Source organism: Serratia sp. CY76391 (assembly GCF_052166695.1).
Classification (GTDB): Bacteria; Pseudomonadota; Gammaproteobacteria; order Enterobacterales; family Enterobacteriaceae; genus Serratia; species Serratia nematodiphila.
This window is the reverse complement of record NZ_JBJNOJ010000013.1, coordinates 48,335-71,081: the sequence shown is the minus strand read 5'-3', so window position 1 is coordinate 71,081 and position 22,747 is coordinate 48,335. Positions and strand designations below refer to the sequence as shown.

At 59.0% G+C, this 22,747-nt stretch carries 21 protein-coding genes; 4 read left to right on the top strand and 17 right to left on the bottom strand.

The annotated features are described in order from the left end of the window. Positions 1–106: 106 nt before the first annotated feature. From lysS to xerD, 5 genes are all read right to left on the bottom strand, one after another. Positions 107–1,624 carry a lysine--tRNA ligase gene (gene lysS, locus ACJ8PN_RS21225; protein WP_004931697.1) on the bottom strand — a complete coding sequence of 506 codons (1,518 nt, stop codon included), beginning with the start codon at positions 1,622–1,624 and terminating at the stop codon, positions 107–109. Between the two features lie 9 nt (positions 1,625–1,633). Further along, positions 1,634–2,732, bottom strand: a protein-coding gene (gene prfB, locus ACJ8PN_RS21220) for a peptide chain release factor 2 (RefSeq protein ID WP_442535199.1) whose coding sequence is annotated in 2 segments (ribosomal slippage) — positions 1,634–2,656 and positions 2,658–2,732 — 1,098 coding nt in all. Because the reading frame shifts where the segments join, the coding sequence is not laid out codon by codon here. A gap of 166 nt (positions 2,733–2,898) precedes the next feature. Continuing rightward, complete coding sequence (gene recJ, locus ACJ8PN_RS21215; RefSeq protein WP_015378966.1) at positions 2,899–4,632, bottom strand: single-stranded-DNA-specific exonuclease RecJ; 1,734 nt, start codon at positions 4,630–4,632, stop codon at positions 2,899–2,901. A 6-nt stretch (positions 4,633–4,638) separates the two neighbouring features. Further along, positions 4,639–5,355, bottom strand: coding sequence for a bifunctional protein-disulfide isomerase/oxidoreductase DsbC (dsbC, locus tag ACJ8PN_RS21210; RefSeq protein ID WP_004931688.1), 717 nt, complete (start codon positions 5,353–5,355; stop codon positions 4,639–4,641). Positions 5,356–5,381: 26 nt separating this feature from the next. After that, on the bottom strand, positions 5,382–6,281 hold the full coding sequence (gene xerD / locus ACJ8PN_RS21205) for a site-specific tyrosine recombinase XerD (RefSeq protein ID WP_004931685.1): 900 nt from the start codon (positions 6,279–6,281) through the stop codon (positions 5,382–5,384). Between the two features lie 106 nt (positions 6,282–6,387). Here xerD and fldB point away from each other — a divergent pair, with 106 nt between their 5' ends. Continuing rightward, positions 6,388–6,906 carry a flavodoxin FldB gene (fldB, locus tag ACJ8PN_RS21200; RefSeq protein ID WP_442535198.1) on the top strand — a complete coding sequence of 173 codons (519 nt, stop codon included), beginning with the start codon at positions 6,388–6,390 and terminating at the stop codon, positions 6,904–6,906. Positions 6,907–6,969: 63 nt separating this feature from the next. Here fldB and ACJ8PN_RS21195 read toward each other — a convergent pair whose 3' ends face one another. Further along, a complete protein-coding gene (locus tag ACJ8PN_RS21195; RefSeq protein WP_004931681.1) occupies positions 6,970–7,392 on the bottom strand; it encodes a protein YgfX in 423 nt (140 codons plus the stop codon). Continuing rightward, positions 7,373–7,639, bottom strand: a complete 267-nt coding sequence (sdhE, locus tag ACJ8PN_RS21190) for an FAD assembly factor SdhE (protein ID WP_004931679.1) — start codon at positions 7,637–7,639, stop codon at positions 7,373–7,375. The genes ACJ8PN_RS21195 and sdhE overlap by 20 nt, the downstream gene beginning before the upstream one ends. A 320-nt stretch (positions 7,640–7,959) precedes the next feature. On the opposite strand from sdhE, the gene ygfZ reads away from it, so the two are divergent. After that, entirely contained in the window at positions 7,960–8,952 is a 993-nt protein-coding gene (ygfZ, locus tag ACJ8PN_RS21185) for a tRNA-modifying protein YgfZ (protein WP_015378968.1), read from the top strand. A gap of 38 nt (positions 8,953–8,990) precedes the next feature. Here ygfZ and ACJ8PN_RS21180 read toward each other — a convergent pair whose 3' ends face one another. Together ACJ8PN_RS21180 and trhA are read right to left on the bottom strand one after the other, a co-directional pair. Further along, the gene (locus ACJ8PN_RS21180; RefSeq protein WP_413713671.1) at positions 8,991–9,488 is read right to left on the bottom strand and encodes a DUF2165 family protein; all 498 of its coding nucleotides are present in this window, start codon (positions 9,486–9,488) and stop codon (positions 8,991–8,993) included. 150 nt (positions 9,489–9,638) lie between these two features. Next, a complete protein-coding gene (trhA, locus tag ACJ8PN_RS21175; protein WP_021505704.1) occupies positions 9,639–10,313 on the bottom strand; it encodes a PAQR family membrane homeostasis protein TrhA in 675 nt (224 codons plus the stop codon). A 183-nt stretch (positions 10,314–10,496) separates the two neighbouring features. Here trhA and ACJ8PN_RS21170 point away from each other — a divergent pair, with 183 nt between their 5' ends. Beyond that, the gene (locus ACJ8PN_RS21170; RefSeq protein ID WP_033632167.1) at positions 10,497–11,105 is read left to right on the top strand and encodes an HD domain-containing protein; all 609 of its coding nucleotides are present in this window, start codon (positions 10,497–10,499) and stop codon (positions 11,103–11,105) included. 219 nt (positions 11,106–11,324) lie between these two features. After that, the gene (locus ACJ8PN_RS21165; protein WP_442535197.1) at positions 11,325–14,477 is read left to right on the top strand and encodes a DUF4214 domain-containing protein; all 3,153 of its coding nucleotides are present in this window, start codon (positions 11,325–11,327) and stop codon (positions 14,475–14,477) included. A 323-nt stretch (positions 14,478–14,800) separates the two neighbouring features. Here the strand turns inward: ACJ8PN_RS21165 and rbsK are convergent, their stop codons facing one another. Genes rbsK through ACJ8PN_RS21125 form a run of 8 tightly spaced genes read right to left on the bottom strand, consistent with a single transcriptional unit; the run spans position 14,801 to position 22,739 of the window. Next, the gene (gene rbsK, locus ACJ8PN_RS21160; RefSeq protein ID WP_015378971.1) at positions 14,801–15,727 is read right to left on the bottom strand and encodes a ribokinase; all 927 of its coding nucleotides are present in this window, start codon (positions 15,725–15,727) and stop codon (positions 14,801–14,803) included. Next, positions 15,724–16,632 carry an allose kinase gene (gene alsK / locus ACJ8PN_RS21155; protein WP_171454696.1) on the bottom strand — a complete coding sequence of 303 codons (909 nt, stop codon included), beginning with the start codon at positions 16,630–16,632 and terminating at the stop codon, positions 15,724–15,726. The genes rbsK and alsK overlap by 4 nt, the downstream gene beginning before the upstream one ends. A gap of 10 nt (positions 16,633–16,642) precedes the next feature. Further along, complete coding sequence (gene alsE / locus ACJ8PN_RS21150; protein WP_033632165.1) at positions 16,643–17,314, bottom strand: D-allulose 6-phosphate 3-epimerase; 672 nt, start codon at positions 17,312–17,314, stop codon at positions 16,643–16,645. A 31-nt stretch (positions 17,315–17,345) separates the two neighbouring features. Further along, positions 17,346–18,380, bottom strand: a complete 1,035-nt coding sequence (locus ACJ8PN_RS21145) for an ABC transporter permease (protein ID WP_004931662.1) — start codon at positions 18,378–18,380, stop codon at positions 17,346–17,348. A 10-nt stretch (positions 18,381–18,390) separates the two neighbouring features. Then, positions 18,391–19,377 (bottom strand): ABC transporter permease, encoded by a 987-nt coding sequence (locus ACJ8PN_RS21140; protein ID WP_171454697.1) that lies wholly within the window; start codon positions 19,375–19,377, stop codon positions 18,391–18,393. Continuing rightward, positions 19,370–20,887, bottom strand: a complete 1,518-nt coding sequence (locus tag ACJ8PN_RS21135; RefSeq protein WP_411261763.1) for a sugar ABC transporter ATP-binding protein — start codon at positions 20,885–20,887, stop codon at positions 19,370–19,372. The genes ACJ8PN_RS21140 and ACJ8PN_RS21135 overlap by 8 nt, the downstream gene beginning before the upstream one ends. Before the next feature lie 2 nt (positions 20,888–20,889). Beyond that, positions 20,890–21,873: a substrate-binding domain-containing protein gene (locus tag ACJ8PN_RS21130; protein WP_141998910.1), complete on the bottom strand. Its 984-nt coding sequence runs from the start codon at positions 21,871–21,873 to the stop codon at positions 20,890–20,892. 47 nt (positions 21,874–21,920) lie between these two features. Continuing rightward, positions 21,921–22,739, bottom strand: coding sequence for a DeoR/GlpR family DNA-binding transcription regulator (locus ACJ8PN_RS21125; protein ID WP_004931653.1), 819 nt, complete (start codon positions 22,737–22,739; stop codon positions 21,921–21,923). Between the last annotated feature and the right edge of the window lie 8 nt (positions 22,740–22,747).

Sequence of the window (22,747 nt, the reverse complement as noted above, 5' to 3'; positions counted from 1 at the left end):
GCAAGCGGAGATGGCGCGTAACTGTCGATGTTTTAAGCGGTTAAGTCCCGTAGACGAAAAAAAACCGGCGCAGTCGCCTGCACCGGTTGTTGCACGCTAAACGGGATTATTTCTGTGGGCGCATCGCCGGGAACAGAATCACGTCACGGATGGTGTGGCTGTTGGTGAACAGCATCACCATGCGGTCGATACCGATGCCCAGACCGGCGGTCGGCGGCAGGCCGTGCTCCAGCGCGGTGACGTAGTCTTCGTCGTAGAACATCGCTTCGTCGTCGCCGGCGTCTTTAGCATTCACCTGATCGGCGAAACGTTGCGCCTGGTCTTCGGCGTCGTTCAGCTCGGAGAAGCCGTTGCCGATTTCACGGCCGCCGATGAAGAACTCGAAGCGGTCGGTGATTTCCGGGTTCACGTCGTTGCGGCGCGCCAGCGGCGACACTTCAGCCGGGTACTCGGTGATGAAGGTCGGCTGAATCAGATGGCTTTCCGCCACTTCTTCGAAGATCTCGGTCACGACGCGGCCCAGGCCCCAGCTCTTCTCAACCTTGATGCCGATGGATTCGGCGATGGCCACCGCTTTGCCCATGTCGGCCAGGTCAGCCAGATCGGTTTCCGGACGGTATTTCTTGATCGCCTCGGTCATGGTCAGCTTCTCGAACGGCTTGCCGAAGTCGAACACTTCATCGCCATACTGCACCTGAGAGGTGCCCAGCACTTTCTCGGTCAGGGTGCGGAACAGGGTCTCGGTCAGCTCGATCAGGTCTTTGTAATCCGCGTAAGCCATGTAGAGTTCCATCATGGTGAACTCTGGGTTATGACGCGGAGAAACGCCTTCGTTGCGGAAGTTGCGGTTGATTTCGAACACGCGTTCGAAGCCGCCGACCACCAGACGCTTCAGATACAGTTCCGGCGCGATGCGCAGGTACATGTCGATATCCAGCGCATTGTGGTGGGTGATGAACGGACGCGCAGACGCGCCGCCCGGGATCACCTGCATCATCGGGGTTTCGACTTCCATGAAGCCGCGTTCCACCATGAAGTTACGGATAGCGGACATCACCTGCGAACGCACCTTGAAGGTGTTGCGCGATTCTTCGTTGGCGATCAGATCCAGGTAACGCTGGCGGTAACGGGTTTCCTGATCCGCCAGGCCGTGGAATTTGTCCGGCAGCGGGCGCAGCGCTTTGGTCAGCAGACGCAGTTCGGTGCAGTGGATCGACAGTTCGCCGGTCTTGGTTTTGAACAGCTTGCCGCGCGCGCCGAGGATATCGCCCAGGTCCCACTTCTTGAACTGCTCGTTGTACACGCCTTCAGCCAGATCGTCGCGCGCGACGTACAGCTGAATGCGGCCGCCCACGTCCTGCAGCGTAACGAAGGATGCCTTGCCCATAATGCGGCGGGTCATCATGCGTCCGGCGACGGTCACTTCTACGCCCAGCGCTTCCAGCTCTTCGTTGTCTTTATCGCCGTACGCGGCGTGCAGTTTGTCGGAGGTGGAGTCGCGACGGAAGTCGTTCGGGAACGCAATGCCGTTCTCACGCAGGCCGGCCAGTTTCTCGCGGCGGGACTGCAGTTCGTTATTGAGATCCAGCGCCTGATCGGCGCCCTGTACTTGTTGTTCAGACATTTCTATTCCTCATAACCCGGCTTTCAAACTTGCCTCAATGAATTTATCCAGGTCGCCATCCAGTACGGCCTGCGTGTTACGCGTTTCGACGTTGGTGCGCAAATCCTTGATGCGGGAGTCATCCAGCACGTAAGAACGGATTTGGCTGCCCCAGCCGATGTCGGACTTGTTGTCTTCCATCGTCTGCTTATCAGCATTTTTCTTTTGCATCTCAAACTCGTACAGCTTGGCTCGCAGCTGTTTAAACGCTTGATCCTTGTTCTTATGCTGAGAACGATCGTTCTGGCACTGCACCACGATGTTGGTTGGCAGGTGAGTAATACGTACAGCGGATTCGGTTTTGTTGACGTGCTGACCGCCCGCACCGGAGGCGCGGTACACGTCGATACGCAGATCCGCCGGGTTGATTTCGATATCGATATCGTCGTCGACTTCCGGGTAGATGAACACCGAGCTGAACGAGGTGTGGCGACGGCCGCCGGAGTCGAACGGGCTCTTGCGCACCAGGCGATGCACGCCGGTTTCAGTGCGCAACCAGCCGAACGCGTAGTCGCCGATGATCTTGATGGTGGCCGATTTCAGGCCCGCGACGTCGCCGTCGGACTCTTCGATCACTTCGGTCTTGAAGCCCTTGGCTTCAGCCCAGCGCAGGTACATGCGCAGCAGCATGCTGGCCCAGTCCTGCGCTTCGGTGCCGCCGGAGCCGGCCTGGATATCCAGGTAGCAGTCGGCGCTGTCGTATTCGCCGGAGAACATGCGGCGGAATTCCAACTGATCCAGCTTGCTAATCAGTTGATCCAGCTCGGCGACCGCTTCGTTGAAGGTCTCTTCATCGTCGGCTTCCACCGCCAGTTCCAGCAGCCCGCCGACGTCTTCGCCGCCTTGCTCCAGTTGATCGATGGTTTCAACGATGGCTTCCAGCGCGGCGCGCTCTTTGCCGAGCGCCTGCGCGCGCTCCGGCTCGTTCCAGACGTCCGGCTGCTCCAGCTCGGCGTTGACTTCTTCTAGGCGTTCCTTCTTGGCATCATAGTCAAAGATACCCCCTAAGAACCGCAGTCCGCTCGGACAGGTCCTGAATTCGGTTTTTTACCGGGTTAATTTCAAACATGGTTTCGTTCTTTTACGTTGATGTCGTCGATGGCGGAATGCCATTGGAACCGCTAATTCTAACGGATCCGGGCGGCAGTTTATAGCGAGTTGGTCAGTTTTTGTGGCGATCGGGAAGGATGCCGGGGATTGGAGAGCCCAATCCCCGAATTGTGTTCAATTTCGCCTCAGCGCGGCCAAAGATGCTGGATCAGCAGTTGCACGTTGCGGTTGCCGCGAAACTCGTTGACGTCGAGCTTGTAGGCCAGTTCCACCTCGCGCACGCTGCTGTCCGGCCACAGCGTGGTGTCCACGTTGAACGCGATGCCGTCGAGCAGCGGGCCGCCGCCGAGCGGTTCCACCATCAGCTTCAGGTGTTTCTCGCCCACCAGCCGCTGCTGCAGGATGCGGAACTTGCCGTCGAAGGTCGGTTCCGGGAAAGCCTGGCCCCACGGGCCGCCCTCGCGCAGCAGCTCCGCCGTGGTCAGCGACAGCTCCTGCATCGCCAGTTCGCCGTCGGACCAGATAACCCCTTCCAGCATCGCCGGATCGAGCCACTCCCCCACCAGCTCGCCGAAACGCTGGCGGAACTCGTCAAATTTGGCTTCTTCCAGCGACAGCCCGGCCGCCATCGCGTGGCCGCCGAACTTCATCATCAGCCCGGGATTCAGCATATCCAGCCGCTCCAGCGCGTCGCGCATGTGCAGGCCGGGCACCGAACGGCCGGAGCCCTTCAGGATGCCGTCACCCGCCGGCGCGAACGCGATCACCGGGCGGTGGAAACGCTCTTTGATACGCGAAGCGAGGATGCCCACCACGCCCTGGTGCCATTCCGGGTGATACATCGCCAACCCGTAAGGCAGCTCGGTGCTGGTGCGCTCCAGCTGATCGCACAGCTGTAGGGCTTCCACCTGCATGCCCTGCTCTATCTCGCGGCGCGTCTGGTTCAGCGCATCGAGATCGTTGGCCAGCATGCGCGCCTGCGCAATGTCGTCGCTCAGCAGCAGCGCCACGCCGATCGACATGTCGTCCAGCCGGCCGGCGGCGTTGAGGCGCGGGCCGAGGGCGAAACCGAGATCGTTGGCCGCCAGCTGGCGGGCGTCACGGTTGGCCACTTCAAGCAGCGCGCGGATGCCCGGGCGGCATTTCCCGGCGCGGATGCGGTTTAACCCCTGATACACCAGAATGCGGTTGTTGGCGTCCAGCGGCACCACGTCGGCCACGGTGCCGAGTGCCACCAAGTCCAGCAGTTCCGCCAGGTTGGGCATCGCCAGCGCGCGCTGCTCGAACCAGCCGCTGTCCCGCAGGCGGGCGCGCAGCGCCAGCATCAGGTAGAACGCGACGCCTACCCCAGCCAGCGATTTGGACGGGAAGGCGCAGCCGCGCAGGTTGGGGTTAACGATCGCTTCGGCCGCCGGCAGGGTCTCGCCCGGCAGGTGGTGATCGGTCACCAGCACCTGCATGCCCTTGGCGTGCGCCACATCGACGCCGGCGTGGGAGGAGATGCCGTTATCGACGGTGACAATGAGTTCTGCGCCGCGCGCCGCCGCCTGCTCCACCACTTCAGGACTCAGGCCGTAGCCGTCTTCGAAGCGGTTTGGCACCAGATAATCGACGGCTGCGCCGCCCATGCTGCGCAGCGCCAACACCGTCAGCGCGGTGCTAGTGGCGCCGTCGGCGTCGAAATCGCCCACCACCATGATGCGGCGGCCGTCGGCCAGCGCCTGTTGCAGCAGGCTGACGGCGTCATCGATACCGTCCAGCTGTTGCCAGGGCAGCATGCCCTTGACGCTGCGTTCCAGCTCTTGCTCAGCCTGCACGCCACGCAGGGCGTAAAGCCGACGCAGCAGCGGCGGCAAACTGGCGGGCAGATGCGTGTCGTCCGCCGCCGGGCGGCGGCGTAGTTGCGTTTTGATACTCACCGGCGATTAACCACCGGCTTTGGTGGCGGCCTGGTGCGCATCCAGCATGGCGGCCATCTCTTTCGGCCCCTGATAGCCCGGGATCATCATGCCGTTTTCCAGGATGATGGCCGGCGTGCCCTGAATGCCGAACTGTACGCCCAGCTCGTAATGCTTGCTGATGTCGGTTTTACAGGTCGCCGGAGAAACGGCGTCGCCCTTCATGGCGGCGTCGAACGCCTTGGCCTTGTCGGCGGTGCACCAGATCGACTGCATGTCTTTTTCAGCCTGGGATGCCAGCCCCTGGCGCGGGAATGCCAGGTAACGCACGGTAATACCCAGATCGTTGTACTCTTTCATCTGCTGATGCAGCTTGTGACAGTAACCGCAGGTGATGTCGGTGAACACGGTGATCACATGTTTCTCTTTCGGCGCCTTGTAGACGATCATCTGATCTTTCAGCGCGTCCATCTTGCTGCTCAGCAGTTGGTTGGTCACGTTGACCGGCTCTTTGCCGCTGACGTCGAACAGCGGGCCCTGCAGGATGTGCTTGCCGTCTTCGGAGGCGTACAGCACGCCGCTGTCGGTCAGCACGGTTTTCAGGCCGTTGACCGGTGAAGGCTGCACGTCCGCCTGCTGGATGCCCAGGCTGGCGAGCGCTTTTTTGATCGCCGCGTCATCGGCATGGGCGGCGCCGGCCACCGAGGCCACCAGCAGTGAAAGCAGCATTAAACCTTTTTTCATTATTCCAATCCTTTCGAACCCGCCGCTCAGGCGCGCGGGTGATGCTGTTGATGTAGCTGTTTCAGTCGTTCGGTCGCTACATGAGTATAAATTTGCGTGGTCGAGAGATCGCTGTGCCCTAACAACATCTGCACGACACGGAGATCGGCCCCATGGTTCAGCAAATGGGTAGCGAACGCGTGCCGCAACACGTGCGGCGACAGACGCTCGCTGTCGATGCCCGCAAGGATGGCATAGTGTTTGATGCGATGCCAGAACGTCTGTCGGGTCATTTGCTGGCAGCGGGTGCTGGGGAACAGCACATCCAGCGTCTGGCCGTTGACCAGCCATGGGCGGCCGTGCTCCAGATAATTTTCGATCCAGTAGACCGCCTCTTCGCCCAGCGGCACCAGCCGCTCCTTGTTGCCCTTGCCGATCACCCGCACCACGCCCTGACGCAGGCTGACGTCGCTGATGTTCAGCCCCACCAGCTCGGAAACCCGCAGCCCGGTGGCGTACAATACTTCGAGCATCGCCTTGTCGCGCAGCTCCAGCGGCTGATCGACGCAGGGCGCCTGCAGCAACGCATCGACCTGCGCCTCGCTCAGATCCTTCGGCAAGCGCTGCGGCAGTTTGGGGGACGCCAGCTGCGCGGTGGGATCGTCGGCGCGCAGCTTTTCGCGGTACAGATATTGAAACAGGCGCCTCATGGCGCTCAACAAACGCGCGGAGCTGGTGGCCTTGTAACCGCCATCCACCCGCTCGGCGAGAAACGCCTGCAGATCCAGCGCCTGCGCCTGCAGCAAATCGGTCTTCTGCTGGCCAAGCCAGGCGCCCAGGGCCTGCAAATCCAGCCGATAGGAGGCCAGCGTATTTTCCGCCAGATTGCGCTCAAGCCACAGCGCATCCAGGAATTGTTCAATCAGCGCATTGTCTTGCTGTTGCACGCGGTCCTCTCTTTGTTGCATTTCCACCCGCGCCATTATGCCTTAAGCCGGGGCAAATCAGGTATACTCGCTGCAATTCTCTAAACAGCAACGTAACGGTTTACACATGAAGATTGGTCTGTTTTACGGCTCCAGCACCTGCTACACCGAAATGGCGGCAGAAAAAATCCGTGAGATTCTGGGTGAAGACCTGGTCGACCTGCACAACCTGAAAGACGTCTCGCCCAAGCTGATGGAGGACTATTCCATTCTGATCCTCGGCATCCCGACCTGGGATTTCGGCGAACTGCAGGAAGACTGGGAAGCGATCTGGCCGCAGCTGGCGACGCTGGATCTGAAAGGCAAAATCGTCGCCATGTACGGCATGGGCGATCAGCTCGGTTACGGTGAGTGGTTCCTCGATGCGCTGGGCATGCTGCACGATCACATCGCGCCGCTGGGCGTACAGTTCATCGGCTTCTGGCCCACAGAGGGTTTCGAGTTCACCAGCCCCAAACCGCTGAGCGCCGACGGCAAACACTTCGTCGGCCTGGCGCTCGATGAGGTCAACCAATACGATCTGAGCGAAGAGCGCCTGCAGCAATGGTGCGAACAGATCCTGTTGGAAATGGAGCCGCTGCTGTAGCCGCTATCGGGCGTTCCCCCCAACGCCGAGCGCCGGCGGCATGATTCGCGCCGGCGCCCCCTATCAACCTTGTTCGCCGTCACCCGCCGGCGGATACAACAACAGCTGCCGCAGGTGGCGCCATTCCTCTTTGCTCATGCAGTCGGAAGCCAGCCACAGCCGGCGGCGCTTTTTGCCTTCCATCGGCTGCAGCGTCAACAGCATGCCGTAACCCGGCATCCACGGTTTTTTCGCCAGCCGCCACTCGCGGCCGTGCCAGCTGAAACGCCGATCCGCCAGCAGCCGCAGCTCGCCCTGCACCGCGGCGATGCGTTTCTGGCTGCGGATGCACTGAAACACCACCAGCGTCAGCAGCACCAGCCAGAGCGGGCCAAAGCCTTCCGGCCAGGGCGAAATCAGGATCAGCAGGATCAGAACGCCGTGGGTCAACAGTGAAAACAGCTGGGTGCGCCAGGAAATGCGGATATCACATCGCCACTGGGCCACGGTCTTTATTTCGCGTTTGGATCAGGGTCACCATTCTCTGCAGCTCGCCGTCCTGCGGCGCGCCATGATTCATCAGCCAGTTGAACAAATCGGGATCGTCGCACTCCAGCAGGCGGATGAACAGCGCCTTGTCCGCGTCATTCAGGCTGTCGTATTCATATTCGAAGAACGGCATGATGGAGATGTCCAGCTCACGCATGCCACGGCGGCAAGCCCAGTGAATACGTGCTTTGTTGTTAATATCCATGTTGTTATGACTCACCTCTTTTCAGCGCGGCAGCGCCAGCGCAGGGTTCAAATGACACACTGTATGGCAACGCCGTCGCAATATAATTCCATCAGCCGGGGGTCTGTGTGCAAGGGTGCCCTGGCCACAAGTCTATAGAGTAACAATTTGACATACACGCCGGGAAGGCGCTTTGTGGCGGAAAACGCAATAAAGCGCAAAATGCCAAAAAAAGCGCCCCCCGGCGCCGCGGCGCGAATAACAGTTTGCAAAGCCCGCCGCCTCTTTTACCATGGACTCAATACCCTTCAGGTAAGCTAAACGTTGAGCAGGAACTTACTATGGCGCATAACATTCCATTCCCACCCCGTCAGCCCTCCGCTTCCACCCATCTGCCCCTGACGCTGATCTCGCTGGAAGATTGGGCGCTGGTGACGCTGAACGGGCCGGACACGGTGAAATATCTCCAGGGCCAGGTGACGGCGGACATCGACGCGCTGGCGGCCGATCAACACGTGCTGTGCGCCCACTGCGACGCCAAGGGCAAAATGTGGAGCAACCTGCGTCTGTTCCACCGCGGCGAAGGCTTCGCCTATCTGGAACGCCGCAGCGTGCTGGACAGCCAACTGGCGGAAATCAAAAAATATGCGGTGTTCTCCAAAGTCACCATCGCCGCCGATAATGACGCGGTATTGCTGGGCGTCGCCGGTTTCCAGGCGCGCGCCGCGCTGGCGGGCCTGTTCGCCACGCTGCCGAGCGCCGAGCACCCGGTGGTGCAGGACGGCGAGACCACGATTCTGCACTTCAATGCGCCGGCGGAGCGTTTTCTGCTGGTGACCCGCCCCGCCGTAGCCGAACAGCTGATCGGCAAACTGCATGACCAGGCGGAACGGAATGACAGCAACCAGTGGCTGGCGCTGGAGATCGAAGCCGGTTATCCGGTTATCGACGCCGCCAACAGCGCGCAGCTGATCCCGCAGGCCACCAACCTCCAGGCGCTGGAAGGCATCAGTTTCAGCAAGGGCTGCTATACCGGCCAGGAGATGGTGGCGCGCGCCAAGTTCCGCGGCGCCAACAAACGTGCGCTCTACTGGCTGGAAGGTAAAGCGGCCCGCGCCCCGCAGGCGGCGGAAGATCTGGAGCTGCAGCTGGGGGAAAACTGGCGCCGCACCGGCACCGTACTGGCGTCGAGCCAGTTAGCCGACGGTACGCTGTGGGTGCAGGTGGTGATGAACAACGATCTGGATGCCGACAGCAAGCTGCGGGTGCGCGACGATGCCGCCAGCCAGCTGGCGATCAAACCGTTGCCCTACTCGCTGGCTGAAGAGAAATAATCCGTCGGCCGCAGGCCCCCTGCCTGCGGCCATCTTTGTTACTCGTCCAACTCCCCGTCGCGCTGCACCAGATAGATCAGCACCAAGATGATGGTGACGAAGAAGCGAAACGCGCTCGGTACACCGTTCCATTGCTGCGACATCCACATGCCGAACCACTCCCCTCCAATCGACATAAAACCGACCTGCCAGGTAAGGAAGCCCAGCGTCAGCCCCGCTACCGCCCATTTTTTGCGGCCGTTGAAGGCGTTGGCGGGCAGTTTCAGGCCGCCCAGCAGGCGCAGGCCACCAATCCAGCACAGCAGCGCGGTCAGACTCTCCAACGCAATGATGAAAATATAACCGGCGTGATGCAGCCACGGCGTCTGTATCGAGCGGTAGCCGATGGTGGCCTCGGGGAATACAGTGTCCATCATAAAGACGTGGCGCACGAAGGCGAAGTTGGAGCCGTAGTCGGTGAGGTTACCGAAGGCCACCAGCGAAGCGAACAAGGCGATAGCGCAGACCAGCAGCGCTTTGGATAAGCGAACGATCATCTTGGTGAGTCCTGAACAGAGGTTAAAGAAACGGTATGCGGGCTCAGAAATGAAGGAACGGGCTTGCTGGATACCCGAAAGAAGCAAGCGCCTCTTTTTTAAAACAAAAGAGGCGCTAGTTCAATACGCATTCAGACGTAGCGGCAACGCTTAGACGTACAGGTAGATCGCCATGAAGTGGCAGGCGCTGCCGCCGAGCACGAAGCCGTGCCAGATGGCGTGGCCAAAGCGAATGCGCTTGGAGGCATAGAAAATCACGCCCAGGGTGTAGACCACCCCACCGATCGCCAGCAGCGTGACGCCGCCGGCCTCCAGCCGCGTAACCAGCTGATAAATCACGATCAGCGACAGCCAGCCCATCGTCAGGTAGGTCACCAACGACAGAGCTTCAAAACGGTGGGCGAAGGCCAGTTTGAACAGCACGCCGAGTAGCGCCAACCCCCAGATTACCGCCATCAGGCCCTTCGCCAGCGGCGAATCCAGCCCTACCAGCAAGAACGGGGTGTAAGTGCCGGCAATCAGGAGATAAATAGCGCAGTGGTCAAATTTTTTCAGCCAATGCTTGGCCTTTTGATGCGGGATCGCATGGTACAGCGTAGAAGCGAGAAACAGCAGGATCATGCTGCCGCCGTACAGGCTGTAACTGGTGATGGCCGTCGCATCGGCGCCGGTATTCACCGCCTGCACCAGCAGCAATACCAGGCCGACGATACCGAACACCAGCCCAATGCCGTGGCTGATGCTGTTGGCGATCTCTTCCGCCCACGGATAAGCCGCGGTGACAATCTTATTGTTCCCGGCTTTCACTACGTCCGTTTTCCCCATAACGCGCAACCCCTCAAAATGCCCTGCTTTGTGCGAAATTAACGCAAAGCAGCTTAACTGAGAATAATTCCAGTGTACACGTGTACGCTAAAATAAAAATGTGAACACGTGTAACCATCGAAATCCCCCGCCCGCTGGTCTACAATCGTCAGGCTTCAACCCACCCACCTTGAGGTTTACACCATGTCATCCGCTGTACCCGCGTTAGATTTCGGTTCAATGACCCAGGCCATCCAGTTCCTGATGGAAATCGATAAGTTAAAAGGCGTACAACGCCGCACCAAGGTACTGGGCACCCAGCGCCAGGAAAACTCCGCCGAACACAGCTGGCATTTCGCCATCGCCGCCATGAGTCTGGCGCCCTACGCCGGTGATGACGTAGACATTCAGCGCGTGATCCAGATGGCGCTGCTGCATGACATCGTGGAAATCGACGCCGGCGACGTGCTGGTCTACGATCTGGCTGCCCGCGCGGCGATCCACGATCAGGAAGTGGCGGCGGCGCGCCGTCTGTTCGGCATGTTGCCGGAGGCTCAGCGCGAGTATTTCACCGCTTTATGGCAGGAATATGAAGACGGCGAGAGCGCCGATGCCCGCTTTGCCTTGCTGCTGGATCGCACCATGCCGATGCTGATGAACCTGCACAATGAAGGCCAGAGCTGGGTAGAAAACGGCATCAGTCTGGAGCAGGTGCTGGCGCGCAATGCGTCGATCGCCGACGTACACCCCGAGCTGTGGCACCATATGGAGCAACATCTGCGGGACGCGCAGCGCAAAGGCTGGTTGAAGTAATTGTATCTGCTGCAGTGAGTACACTGCAGCCTATTGATTTCACAGTGCCGCCTCATCCCCGGAGGCGCCATAGCTTGCTTTTAGCCTCCATCGTAACGGTCAGTACAAGGCAAAACCACTTATACTCCCAGCCCCGGCACGTAGCCTGTCTCATACTTGCTTATCCCAAGGTTCTCTCCTTTACTTACCTTTTGCGAATCCATTTCTTTGGGGAAATTCATGAGCTCAATATTCGTTCAACGCGATGTCGCCGCATTATTTTATGCCATTATAGGAAAAAAAGCCGACATTAAAGATATTGATTATTTTTCAAAAAAACTAACTCAAGAAAACCTCTCCCTTTCTGTATTAGCCAATAAATTAATCAATTCTGAATTAGGTCAATCACGCCTGTCAGAGTTAAATGAACGCGAACAAGTACAGTTTATTTATCACAATATTCATGGTACCTACGCATCAGAGAAAACACTCACTTATCTTCTCAGCCTATTGGAGAGAAGAGGTGATCTCGGTAGCCTTGCCGCTTACATGAGCAACGATCTTCTGCACTACTCCGGGCAAGAAAGCCTCTTGCAAGAACAACAAACTGCGTTGATTGAAACCGTTAATCAAACGCTATTCCCCTCTTTTAACAGCTCAGTATCAGACGGGGCTGAATGGGTGCAAGGTTTTTATTATGCAGTGAAATCCACGATGACGTCCGATGGCATAAACTATTGGGGTAATGTGATAAACAGTCACCCTGAACAGTTAAATTTGATTGCACAAAAGTTTGTCGAAGGTAAAAAAACGTTGTCTAACCTTAGCGACAATGATTTCGTCATCAAAATCTATGAAAATATTTTTGGATCAGCCCCCGATAACGACCAACTACAAAAATATATTACCGAATTAAATATCAATACGGAAAGCCGTGGTGATGTCATAGTACGCATGATTAATGATATCCGCAATGATGAAACCAGCGTTCATGCTGATGCTAAAGCAATTTTTTTGGCTAACACTCATGTTTATGCTGCTGGAGAGTTACCCGCACCGAAGTATCAGGAAGCCATAACTGCAATATACTTGAGCATTGCCGGTTATTATATTGATGCCAATGCATTGGATACCTACAGTAAGCAATTAGCCGCTGGGCGATCTGAGAGTGACATCCTCGCCATGTTCTCTAAGCAACCTGCTTTCGCCAAAGCCTCCTCGTACCAGATAATATTCAATAACCTATGGGGAAGACCCATGACGACAGCCGAGTCTGTCGCAATTATGAACGAAAGTGGCAACGATGCACTGAAGGCGACACTGGCTGTATTGGCGCACTTCCGTGCTAATGAGAGTATTATTGCAGGCAATGGCGGAGCACCAGGCAGTTATGCTGTCCAACAATTCGAACAAAAGATCGGAGCCAACTTAAACTATGTCAAACAGGGCATACTGACAAAAAGTGGTGAAAACGGAGAGTTAACAGGGATAATAAATAATCATGGCGTCGAACATATTATCTCCAACGCTGAGTTATCCATGCTGAATGACATTACGCTGAACGTCGTAAAATCAGGCACTATCGATATTAGTCGATTCAATGGGTGGCATACTCTTACCATCGACGGTACTGAAAGTGTTTTGCTGAAGTTGTTCGCTCAAGCACTCAATAATATTAATATATTCCTGAAAAACCCGAATGTCACCTTGGTCAGTCCTATTACTGGAAACAATCAAAACATCATCATCACAGCAGATGCAGATATGGTGCATGCCACCGGTGTGCTTCGATTCAATTTTGCAAAAAATATCAATGTGCAATGGCAAGGCAATAGCATCAATGACGGCGCCAATAGCGTTAGCGATACGTTCAAAATTAAGGGGTATGATCAAGGCTCGGTATTAGCGGCTAACCTTATCACCAAGAATGTTTATCTCACTACGGGTGTCGATGGTGCGCTTTCCGGCACGATTGCCACCAATGTAGGTAACTTTACGCTTTTTCCCCAGATCGATTTGGCGGGTTATCGAGGTACGGGTTCTATCTACGTTGACGGACAATTAGTCGGCAACGAGGGCAGGCATGTATTTGATATAGGCCTCTTGGCCGATCCCTCTATCGCTAACATACACAACAAGGATTATACGCATGTCACCGACCTGAAAGCCCCCGAACTTTGGGATCCTGCGTGGGGAATGCCAAACGGCTTTACGGGTTCATACGGTTTTGCGCTGTCTGGCTTTGCCGATAACGTTACGGTGATTAATGTGCCGGTAGATTCATTTATGGATGCCCCTTTTAGCCAACGCGCCCTGGAAATCACCGGTAATGCCGGTGAAAACAGCCATATTACCTTTGAGTACGCTCCCGATTACCGCTATAAAAACTTTTCGCCAGTGATGACCATCACTTTTGATGCAAAGAATATCACTCACGCTGATGCCGGTACCTTATCGTTCAAAACCGATACTGTCTATATTGACTCTGACATTCCGGAGGTCAGAGAGTTTTTGGAAATTTCATCTAAAGGGGATGCGGAAAATACCCTACGCCTTGAGGGCCATGACAACCATATCAGTGAAATTAACATTACTGGTGATAAGGCGCTTAACCTCACCATCAAAAACAATTTCAGCGAAGAATTGAAATCTATCACCAGTCACATGGCTAATAGCGCACCACTGAATTTGACCCTGGAACAAGGGGGAACCGGCGGCGGGTTGTTCTATCAGGTGCTAAAACAATTAGGCGGACTGACGGGATACGCTACCATCATGTCCCAAATGGCCGGTTACCAACTGTCGATCGCTAACGACGCCCCCACGACCAACGGCATCCAGGCTAATCATCTCTACAACGTAATGGGCAATACAAGTCTGGCAACCGGCCAAGGCGCGGATACGGTGGTATTCAGCCACAGTACCATTGATAACATGGTCACCTTTAACGATTACGAAAACAGCAGCGCGCAAAATGCATCATGGGTTGAAGGCGACAACATTGTCGTCGGTGATGTCGATCGGCAGTGGCTCTTTTCCGCAGGTGGCAGCAAGACTATCGATCTCGTCGGCAGTTTATCTCTGAATGACCTGACAGTGCTACTCTCCGGAATGAATGTTCAGACGAATACGACTCCGCAACAATTGTTCATTGAACTGGTCTCTAAAGTCACTCAGGGCCACAGCCAGGGGACATTGAGCGAAGTCAGCGCCTTGTCGTTGAATGGATCCTATTTTGTAATGGTGGATAAGAACCTGAATCACAGTTTGGACAACGATGACATTATTTTTGGTCTCACAAGCGACAATGCCTTCAAAATGGCCCATTACGATTCACCTGTTCTGGAGGTTAATGGCATTGGCAGCTTTACTCACGATGCCGTCGCTGCATAGCTGTTATTTATCATTGCTTAACTTTCACGCCGGGCTTTGACCCGGCGTGAAAGTTACTACGGTTTATTCGCCCTCTCCTTCGCGGCAATCACCGCCCACAGCGCGCTCAGTAATCCCCCCGCCCCCCGAATGCAGGCCAGCGGCGATCCGCGATCAGGGAGTGCCGGCGGCGCGCCATCTATTGGCATGCTGCCAGGCGCACTGTATGAGTATTTCACCGCTTTATGGCAGGAACACGGAGCAACATCTGCGGGACGCGCAGCGCAAAGGCTGGTTGAAGTAAGGGAGCCGGGCTGCCGCCTCTGCGCCGCAGCCCGTCAACGTCAAGCGAACGCCTGCTGGCGTTCCAACGCCTCCTCATAACTCGGCATCGACCCCGCCGCCCCGGCGCGTTCCACGCAGACCGCCGCGTAGGCGGCGGCGAAGCGCGCCGCATCGGCTAACGGCACCTGATTCGCCAGCTGCGCCGCCAGAGCGCCGTTAAACGCATCCCCCGCGCCGGTGGTGTCTTTCGGCTGCGCCGGAAACGCCGGGATCAGCTCGCTGTTTTCCCCGTCCGAGAACAACGCCCCCTGCGTGCCCAAGGTCACGATCAGCAAACGAATGCCCTTGGCGTGCAACACCTGCGCCGCCTGACGCGCCGAAGCCACATCCCGCACCGGCACGCCGGTCAGCAACGTGCATTCGGTGGCGTTGGGCGTCAGCAGATCGACCTGCGCCAGCAGGCTGTCCGGCACCGGCTGAAACGGCGCCGGGTTGAGAATGATGAACGTCCGCGCCTCGCGGGCGATGGCGATCACTTGTTCGATCGCCGGCAGGTTGTTCTCCAGCTGGGTCAACAGAATATCCGCCGCGGCGATCGCCGGGCGGCACTGGCGCACCTCGTCCTCGCTGACCGTCAGGTTGGCGCCGGGATCGACGGCGATCATGTTCTCCGCATCCTCGCCGGCAACGTAGATAAGCGCATTGCCGGTCGGGCAATCGCCGGTCGAGAACAGCGTCACCGCATCGAAGCCGGCGGCAGCGAGATGACGCCGGGCGAAGGTGCCGAAGTCGTCGCGCCCCACCTTGCCGATATAATGCACCCGCGCCCCGGCGCGCAGCGCGGCGGTGGCCTGGTTGGCACCCTTGCCGCCCGCCCCCATCATACTGTTACGGGCGATCAGCGATTCGCCGGGCTGCGGAAACCGCGCCATGCCGGCGACGATATCCAGGTTGAACGAACCGAACACGCAGACTTTGCCTTTCATTGCTGGTACTCCCTGCTCAATTGGAGGTGGCGCCGGGCTGCCAGACAAGCGCCTTTGCTGCCGGTTTCATCGGTCAGGCGGCTGATGGAGATCGCCAGTCCCTGTGCCGGCTGCGGCCCGCGCAGATGACGGCGGATCTCTTGCTCCAGCCGCGCCAACGGAAAACCGCGCATGGCGATCACGCCGCCGCCCAGGATCAGCCGTTGGGGATCGATCACATTCATTTCAATGGCGATGGTCTGCGCCAATCGTTCAACGAAACGCTGCAAATCCGGATGATCGCCATGGCGTTCGAACAGCCGGTCGAACGGCGTTTGCGCCGCGTTGGCGCACGCCCAGCCGGTCAGCCAATGGCCGGAGGTCAAACTCTCGACGCAGCCCCGTTTGCCGCACGGGCACTCGCCCAGATGGCCCGGCCAGGGAATATGCCCCAACTCGCCGGCGGCGCCATGCGCCCCGTGGTAAAAATCGCCGTTCAGCCACAGGCTGTTGCCCATGCCGGTGCCCAGATACAGCCCTACCGCCACCTGCGGCAGCGCCGGCAGCTGCTGCAAATCCCACCACAGCAGATGGTTGACGTCCTTGTCCATTCGCACCGGCAGCGCCAGCAAATCGGCCAACAGCGCCGCCACCGGCTGGGCATCCAGCGCCGGAATGAACGGCAGCGACAGCACCCGCGAGCGATCGCGGCTGAGGATCCCCGGCAACCCAAGCATCACCTGCGCCACCTGACGATCCTGGCTATGCCCGGCGATCAGGCGGCCCAACGCCGCCAGCGGATCGGCCTGCTGTGCCCAGTCGGCGGTCGCTATCTTGCGGTAAGCGCTAAACTCGCCGTCATCATCCATCAACAGCAGGCGGGTATTGGTGCCGCCAACGTCAACGCCAAGAAAATGCTGCATCATGTCCCCCGCCTCAGGCCGCCTGCCGCATCTGATCCAGCATTTTTTCCCATGCCGCCTCCAGATCCGGATCGAGATTGAACAACCCGGAGCTGCCGACGATCAACACTTCCGCGCCGGCGCCCATCAGATCGCGATAAGTACGTTGGTTGCAGGATCCGTCGATCTCGATCAGATAGCGCAGATTTTGTTGGCTTTTCAGATCGCGCAACTGGCGGATCTTGTCCAGCATTTCGGGAATGAAAGGCTGCCCGGCATAGCCCGGATCGACGGTCATGACGGTGACCTTGTCCAGCAGGTGAAGGTAGTGGCGAATAAACTCCACCGGCGTGGCCGGGTTCAGCACCACCCCCACTTTTTTGCCCAGCGCGCGGATTTGATTGATCACGCGGAACGCGTCGCGGTTGATGGTTTCGGCGTGCGGGCAGATAAAGTCCGCCCCGGCGCGGGCGATCGGCTCGATAAAATCGGTCGGGTTCTCCACCATCAAATGCACGTCCAGCAACAACGAGGTATGCGGGCGGATCTGTTCGATAAAGAACGGCGACAGCGTGATGTTTTTAACGTAGTGCCCGTCCATGATGTCGATATGCAGCATATCGGCGCGGCGATTCAGCACCGCCAATTGCTGCCGGATATCCATCAGGTTCATGCACATCAGTGAAGGTGAAATCTGGTATTTCATTAGCGTTATCCTGCGCAAAAGGGAAAAGGGATCAGTGGCCCGCCGCGATTCTGGCCTGGGCCGCGCTGCGGCGCATCGCCCGCCGCTGCCGATAGCGATGGCGGAAAAACTTCAGCGCCAGCACCGCGATCAGCACCGCGCCCCACATCGCCAGACTGAAATGCGGGCTGACGTTCATCAGGTTCAAACCGGTCGCGATCACCTGCAGCACGATCAGCGCCAACACCACGCCGCTGACCCGGCCAAAACCGCCGAACGGATCGGTGCCGCCCAGAATGATCGCCAGCACCGTGAGCAGCAGGTAGGAGTCGCCGTAACCCATGCGCGCCGAGTTGAAGCGCGCCATCATCACCAGTCCGGCAATGACGCACAGCAGGCTGGAGAGGGTGTAAATGGCGATCAACACCCGATGGGTATTCACGCCGCTGAAGTGGGTGGCGTTGATGTTGCTGCCGCTCATGTAGATGCATTTGCCGAGCCGGGTTTTCTGCAAGAACAGCGCCAGCAAGGCGGCGACCACCAGGAAGATCCACAGCGGTACCGGCACGCCCAGCACGCGCTCAGCGCCGATAAACCGCACGATCTCCGGCATGCCGCTCAGGGCCGCGCCGCGCGTCAGGTAGATGCCGATGCCGTTGACCGTGGTCATGGTGGCCAGCGTCACCAGAATCGGATGCGCGCCGACGTAGGCCACCAGCGCGCCGGTCGCCGCGCCGATAAGCCCGGCCAACAGCATCGCCGCCGCCAGCGCCAACGCCAGCCACAGCGCCTGCAAACCCAGCCCGGCATCCGCCGGCAGGTAGCTGATGAACAGCCAGGCCATCAGCAGGCTGGTCAGGTTGGCGCTGGCAATAATGCACAGGTTCAGGCCACCGCTGAGGATCGGGATGAACATCGCCAGCGTCAGCAGGCCCAGCTCCGGCAGCTGGAATGCCACGCTGGTGAAGGTGGCGCCGCTGAAGAAGCGCCCCGGCATCAGCAGGCTAAAGGCCAGCACCACCGCCAGCAGCAATGCCAGCAGACCGACGGCGACCCCGTCCGGACGAAATTTCAGGTTGTTGCCCATCAGGTGCTCCTCAGGCGAAACCGACGTCGGTTTCTTTGCGTTTCTTGTAGTGGGTGACGGTGATCGCCGCGACGATCACCAGACCGATCACCACGTTCATGAAGTAGCTGGACACGCCGATCAGGTTGAGGCCGTTTTTCAGCACGCCGATCAGGAAGACGCCCATCAGCGTGCCGACCACGCTGCCCTTGCCGCCGTTCAGGCTGGCGCCGCCCAGCACCGCCGCCGCCAGCACGTCGAGCTCCCCGCCCACCAGCGCGTTGGGCACCACTTCCCCCATGCGATACACCTGCACCAGGCCGCCGATCGCCGCCATCGCGCCCAGATAGCCATAGGCGAACAAATGCAGCAGGCCAACTCGGATGCCGATGCGCCGCGCCGATTCCGCATCACCGCCCACGGCAAACAGCTGGCGCCCGAGGTGCGTTTTGTTCAGCAGCAGCCAGGTCAACAGCGCCACCGCCAGCATCACCAGCGTCGGCAAACCGAGCTGATAGCTCTGTTCACCCAGCTGGAACGGCAGCACGCTGCGCGGCAGCGTCCACCAGTCCGGCAATGCGTACAGGCTGCGGCCGTTGGTCAGCCACATCAGCATGCCGAACAACAACGCCTGCATGCTGATGGTGACGATGATCGAGACGATGCGCAGGCAGTAGATCAGCAGCGCGTTGACCATGCCCAGCGCGGCGCCGATCGCCAACGCCAGCAGAATGCTGCCCGCCGGGCTGGCCAGGCCGTAGTGGGTCGCCAGCGTGGCGATCAGGTACTGCACCACCGAGGCGACTGCGGCGAAGGAGATATCGATGCCGCCGGTCACCAGCACTACAAACAGGCCGAGGGCGAAAATACCGCTCACCGCATAGCTTTCGCTGAGATCGAGCAGGTTTTGCACCGTTAAAAACCGATCGCTAAGCAGTGAAAAGACCATGACCGTCAGCAGCAACACCCAGGCCAGATAGCCTTCGTTGCCGCTCGGTTTCAAACTGAATCTACGCATTGACCGCCTCCGCCAGCTGTTGCTGGCTCACCTGCCCCGGCAGGTATTCACCGATCACGCTGCCGCCGCTGAAGTGCAGCACCCGATCGCAGTTGTAATACACCTCCGGCACCTCGTCGGAGATCAGCAAAATGGCGATCCCCTCCTGCGCCAGCAGATGGATCAGTTGGTAGATGCTGGCCTTGGCACCGACGTCGACGCCGACGGTCGGCGAGTCGAGGATCAAGATCCGCGGCTGGGTCAGCACCCACTTGGCCAGCACGATCTTTTGCTGATTGCCGCCGGACAACGTCGAAACCGCCTGCTCCGGATCCGCCACCCGCACGCCGAGCTTGGCGATCCACTCCGCGACGATGCGATTCTTGCGGTAATCGTCGATCAGGCGAAAACGCCCGCGCAGCTTATCGAGAATGGTCAGCACCGCGTTATCCGCCACCGACTGTTGCTGCACCAGCCCCAGCGTCAGGCGATCCTCCGAGACGTAGCCGATGCCGGCCTTGATCGCGTCCTCATGGCCGCGAAAGCGCACCGGTTTGCTGTCGAGGTAGAGTTTGCCGCTGTCCGGCCGGGTCATGCCGAACAGGCTCAGCGCCAGCTCGGTACGCCCGGAGCCGAGCAGCCCGCACAGACCGAGCACCTCCCCCTGATGCAGACGGAAGCTCACATCCTGATACTGCCCAGCGCGGCTGAGGCGATCCGCCTCCAGCATCACCCGATCCTTATTCAGGCTGGGCGCTTTCAGGTGATAGTCCAGCTTCAGACCGGTCATCAGCTCGGTCAGACGATCGCCGGTGATCTGCGCCGCCGGCCAGGTACCGACTTTGTTGCCGTCGCGGATCACCGTGACGCGATCCGAGATCTCCAGCACCTCGTCCAGCCGGTGGCTGACGAACACCACGCAGATGCCCTGCGCTTTCAGATAGTCCACCGTGCGCAGCAGTTGGTTGACCTCGGTGCGGGTCAGCGAAGCGGTCGGTTCGTCCATGATCACCAGCCGCGCCTGCGCCACCAGCGCGCGGCAGATCGCCACCTGTTGGCGCTGCGCGATCGGCAGCTCCGCCACCCGTTTGTCGAGATCCAGATTGAAACTCAGCGATTGCAGCTGGCGTTCGGCGGCGCGCCGCAGCCGCGCCGGGCGGTGCCAACCCAGCAACCCGCGCAGGTTGTGTTCGAAGGCGATGTTTTCCGCCACCGTCAGGTTGGGAAACAGCGACAGATCCTGATAGATCACCTGAATGCCGAAGGCGCGCGCCTGATCCGGCGACAGCCGGCCGAAGGTTTGCCCATCGAGGGTAATGCGGCTGCCGTCGTCCGGCTGATAGACGCCGGCGATCGCCTTGATCAGCGTGCTCTTGCCGCAGCCGTTGGTGCCGGCCAGACAGTGCACCTCCCCCGGCATCAGCGCCAATGAAATATCGTTCAGCGCTCGCTGCCCGCCAAAGGTCATCGACAGCTGTTGCAGTTCGATAAGCGGCGCGCCCTGCGTTGCCGTATTGCCGGAAATCGCCATGATTACAGCCCCATCTTCACCAGTTTCGGCAGGTTTTGCTTATCCAGGCTTTCGGTGGCGTTGCCCAGAATGGTGTGCTGCTGCGCATCCACCTGCACCTTGCCCATGCCTTCGATGGTCATGCCGTCGGTGATTTTTTCCCCCTTGTGCATCATGTCGGCGATGCGCACGAACACTTCGCCGGCCACCATCGGATTCCAGATGTAACCGCCCTTGATGGCGCCGCGATTGACCAGCGAAGCGCCCTGGCCCGGGCTGAACGGCCCGATGACGCAGATATCGTTGCTTTTGCCGCGGTTGAGCACCGCGCGCCCGGCGCCGATCGGCCCCTGCGAGCCGAACGCCAGCACGCCTTTCAGATCGGGATATTTGGCCATCAGATCGTTGGTGGTGCGCACGCTGTCATCCAGCGATTCCCCCACGCCGAACTTGTCGCCCACCAGTTGCATGTTCGGGTAGTGCTGCTTCTGGTAGTTGATGGCCGAGTCCGACCAGGTGATGTGCAGCGGCACCGTCAGGCTGCCGACGTATACCGCGTACTTGCCCTGCTCTTTCATGCAGGCGGCCAGTGCTTTCATGTGGTTGACCCCGTGCTGCGAGGCGTCCACCAGCTCAAAATCCCAGTCGGCGTACTTCTGGCCGGGGGATTCGTGCACGATCACCTTGATGCCCGCTTCCTGCGCGCGCTTGAGCACCGGCTCCAGCACCCGGGCGTCATTCGGCACCACGCCGATGATGTCCACCTTCTGCGCGATCAGATCCTCGATGGCGCGCACCTGCAGTGCCGGATCCGCCGCCGTCGGCCCGACCATCCAGGCGTCGATGCCGCGTTTGGCGCCCTCGCTTTTGATGCCGGCCTCCATGGCGTTGAACCAGGGAATGCCGCCGATCTTCACCACCACGCCCATTTTCAGCTTGTCCGCCGCCTGCGCGGAGACCGACAGCAGCAGCGAGGCAAACAGACCGACCAGTACGGATTTTTTCATTGTTCTCTCTCCACAAGTGTTGGCTGTAATAAGGGTTTTCATTGTTGTTATCGCGCCGCCCTTTTCGCGGCGGGTGAAACTTCAATCACGTCGACGTTGTTCCAGGCCAGTTCCTGACGAAATTCGTCGTCGCTGAGCCTGTCGGTGATCAGCGTGTCTATTTCCCGGTAATGACAAATGCGGGCGAACGAGCGGCGGCCGAACTTGTTGCTGTCCACCAGCAGGAACTTGCGTTCCGACGCCAGCAGCATCTGCTGCTTCAGCCGCGCATGGTGCTCATTGCTTTCGCGGATGCCGCCGTCCTGGCAGATGCCGTGGCAGGAGAAAAACAGCTTGTTGATCACGAACTCCTTCAGCATCTGCTCCGCCAGCACGCCGATAAAATCCTCGTACTTGGCGGAATACTCGCCCCCCAGGCCGATGGTGCGCACGTTGGCCTTGCAGGCCAGCGTCTGGATGATGTGCAGCGAGTTGGTCAGCACCACCAGCGAGATATCCGGCAGTTGGCGCGCCAAAAACCAACTGGTGGAACTGCTGTCCAGCAGCAGGCAGTCCCCCGGCGCGATAAATTCCAGCGCGCGTTTGGCAATGCGCGTCTTCTGTTCCGGCGCCTCGTTGCTGCGCTGGCGGAAAGATTCCCCCTGGTCTATCTCGGCGGGCACATAGGTTTTCTCCACCGCCGGCGGCTCGACGAACACCGCGCCACCGTGGCTGCGCAGCAGCAGGCCGCGCCGTTCAAGCAAGGCCAGATCACGCCGCGCCGTCTCGATAGAGATGTGGCACAGCTGCGCCACCTCCTGCACCATCACGCGGCCGCGCTGGCTCAAGACTTCGGTGATAAAGCGATGACGTTCTACAGGCAGCATGTTTCTTT

What these genes read in the sequence shown, in the direction of transcription:
- alsE (WP_033632165.1), bottom strand. Translation starts at nt 17,314, where the DNA reads ATGAAATACCAGATTTCACCTTCACTGATGTGCATGAACCTGATGGAT.
- ACJ8PN_RS21145 (WP_004931662.1), bottom strand. Translation starts at nt 18,380, where the DNA reads ATGGGCAACAACCTGAAATTTCGTCCGGACGGGGTCGCCGTCGGTCTG.
- ACJ8PN_RS21180 (WP_413713671.1), bottom strand. Translation starts at nt 9,488, where the DNA reads ATGATCGTTCGCTTATCCAAAGCGCTGCTGGTCTGCGCTATCGCCTTG.
- ACJ8PN_RS21135 (WP_411261763.1), bottom strand. Translation starts at nt 20,887, where the DNA reads ATGGCGATTTCCGGCAATACGGCAACGCAGGGCGCGCCGCTTATCGAA.
- ygfZ (WP_015378968.1), top strand. Translation starts at nt 7,960, where the DNA reads ATGGCGCATAACATTCCATTCCCACCCCGTCAGCCCTCCGCTTCCACC.
- ACJ8PN_RS21130 (WP_141998910.1), bottom strand. Translation starts at nt 21,873, where the DNA reads ATGAAAAAATCCGTACTGGTCGGTCTGTTTGCCTCGCTGCTGCTGTCG.
- ACJ8PN_RS21170 (WP_033632167.1), top strand. Translation starts at nt 10,497, where the DNA reads ATGTCATCCGCTGTACCCGCGTTAGATTTCGGTTCAATGACCCAGGCC.
- ACJ8PN_RS21125 (WP_004931653.1), bottom strand. Translation starts at nt 22,739, where the DNA reads ATGCTGCCTGTAGAACGTCATCGCTTTATCACCGAAGTCTTGAGCCAG.
- sdhE (WP_004931679.1), bottom strand. Translation starts at nt 7,639, where the DNA reads ATGGATATTAACAACAAAGCACGTATTCACTGGGCTTGCCGCCGTGGC.
- ACJ8PN_RS21140 (WP_171454697.1), bottom strand. Translation starts at nt 19,377, where the DNA reads ATGCGTAGATTCAGTTTGAAACCGAGCGGCAACGAAGGCTATCTGGCC.
- lysS (WP_004931697.1), bottom strand. Translation starts at nt 1,624, where the DNA reads ATGTCTGAACAACAAGTACAGGGCGCCGATCAGGCGCTGGATCTCAAT.
- trhA (WP_021505704.1), bottom strand. Translation starts at nt 10,313, where the DNA reads ATGGGGAAAACGGACGTAGTGAAAGCCGGGAACAATAAGATTGTCACC.
- ACJ8PN_RS21165 (WP_442535197.1), top strand. Translation starts at nt 11,325, where the DNA reads ATGAGCTCAATATTCGTTCAACGCGATGTCGCCGCATTATTTTATGCC.
- rbsK (WP_015378971.1), bottom strand. Translation starts at nt 15,727, where the DNA reads ATGAAAGGCAAAGTCTGCGTGTTCGGTTCGTTCAACCTGGATATCGTC.
- fldB (WP_442535198.1), top strand. Translation starts at nt 6,388, where the DNA reads ATGAAGATTGGTCTGTTTTACGGCTCCAGCACCTGCTACACCGAAATG.
- alsK (WP_171454696.1), bottom strand. Translation starts at nt 16,632, where the DNA reads ATGATGCAGCATTTTCTTGGCGTTGACGTTGGCGGCACCAATACCCGC.
- dsbC (WP_004931688.1), bottom strand. Translation starts at nt 5,355, where the DNA reads ATGAAAAAAGGTTTAATGCTGCTTTCACTGCTGGTGGCCTCGGTGGCC.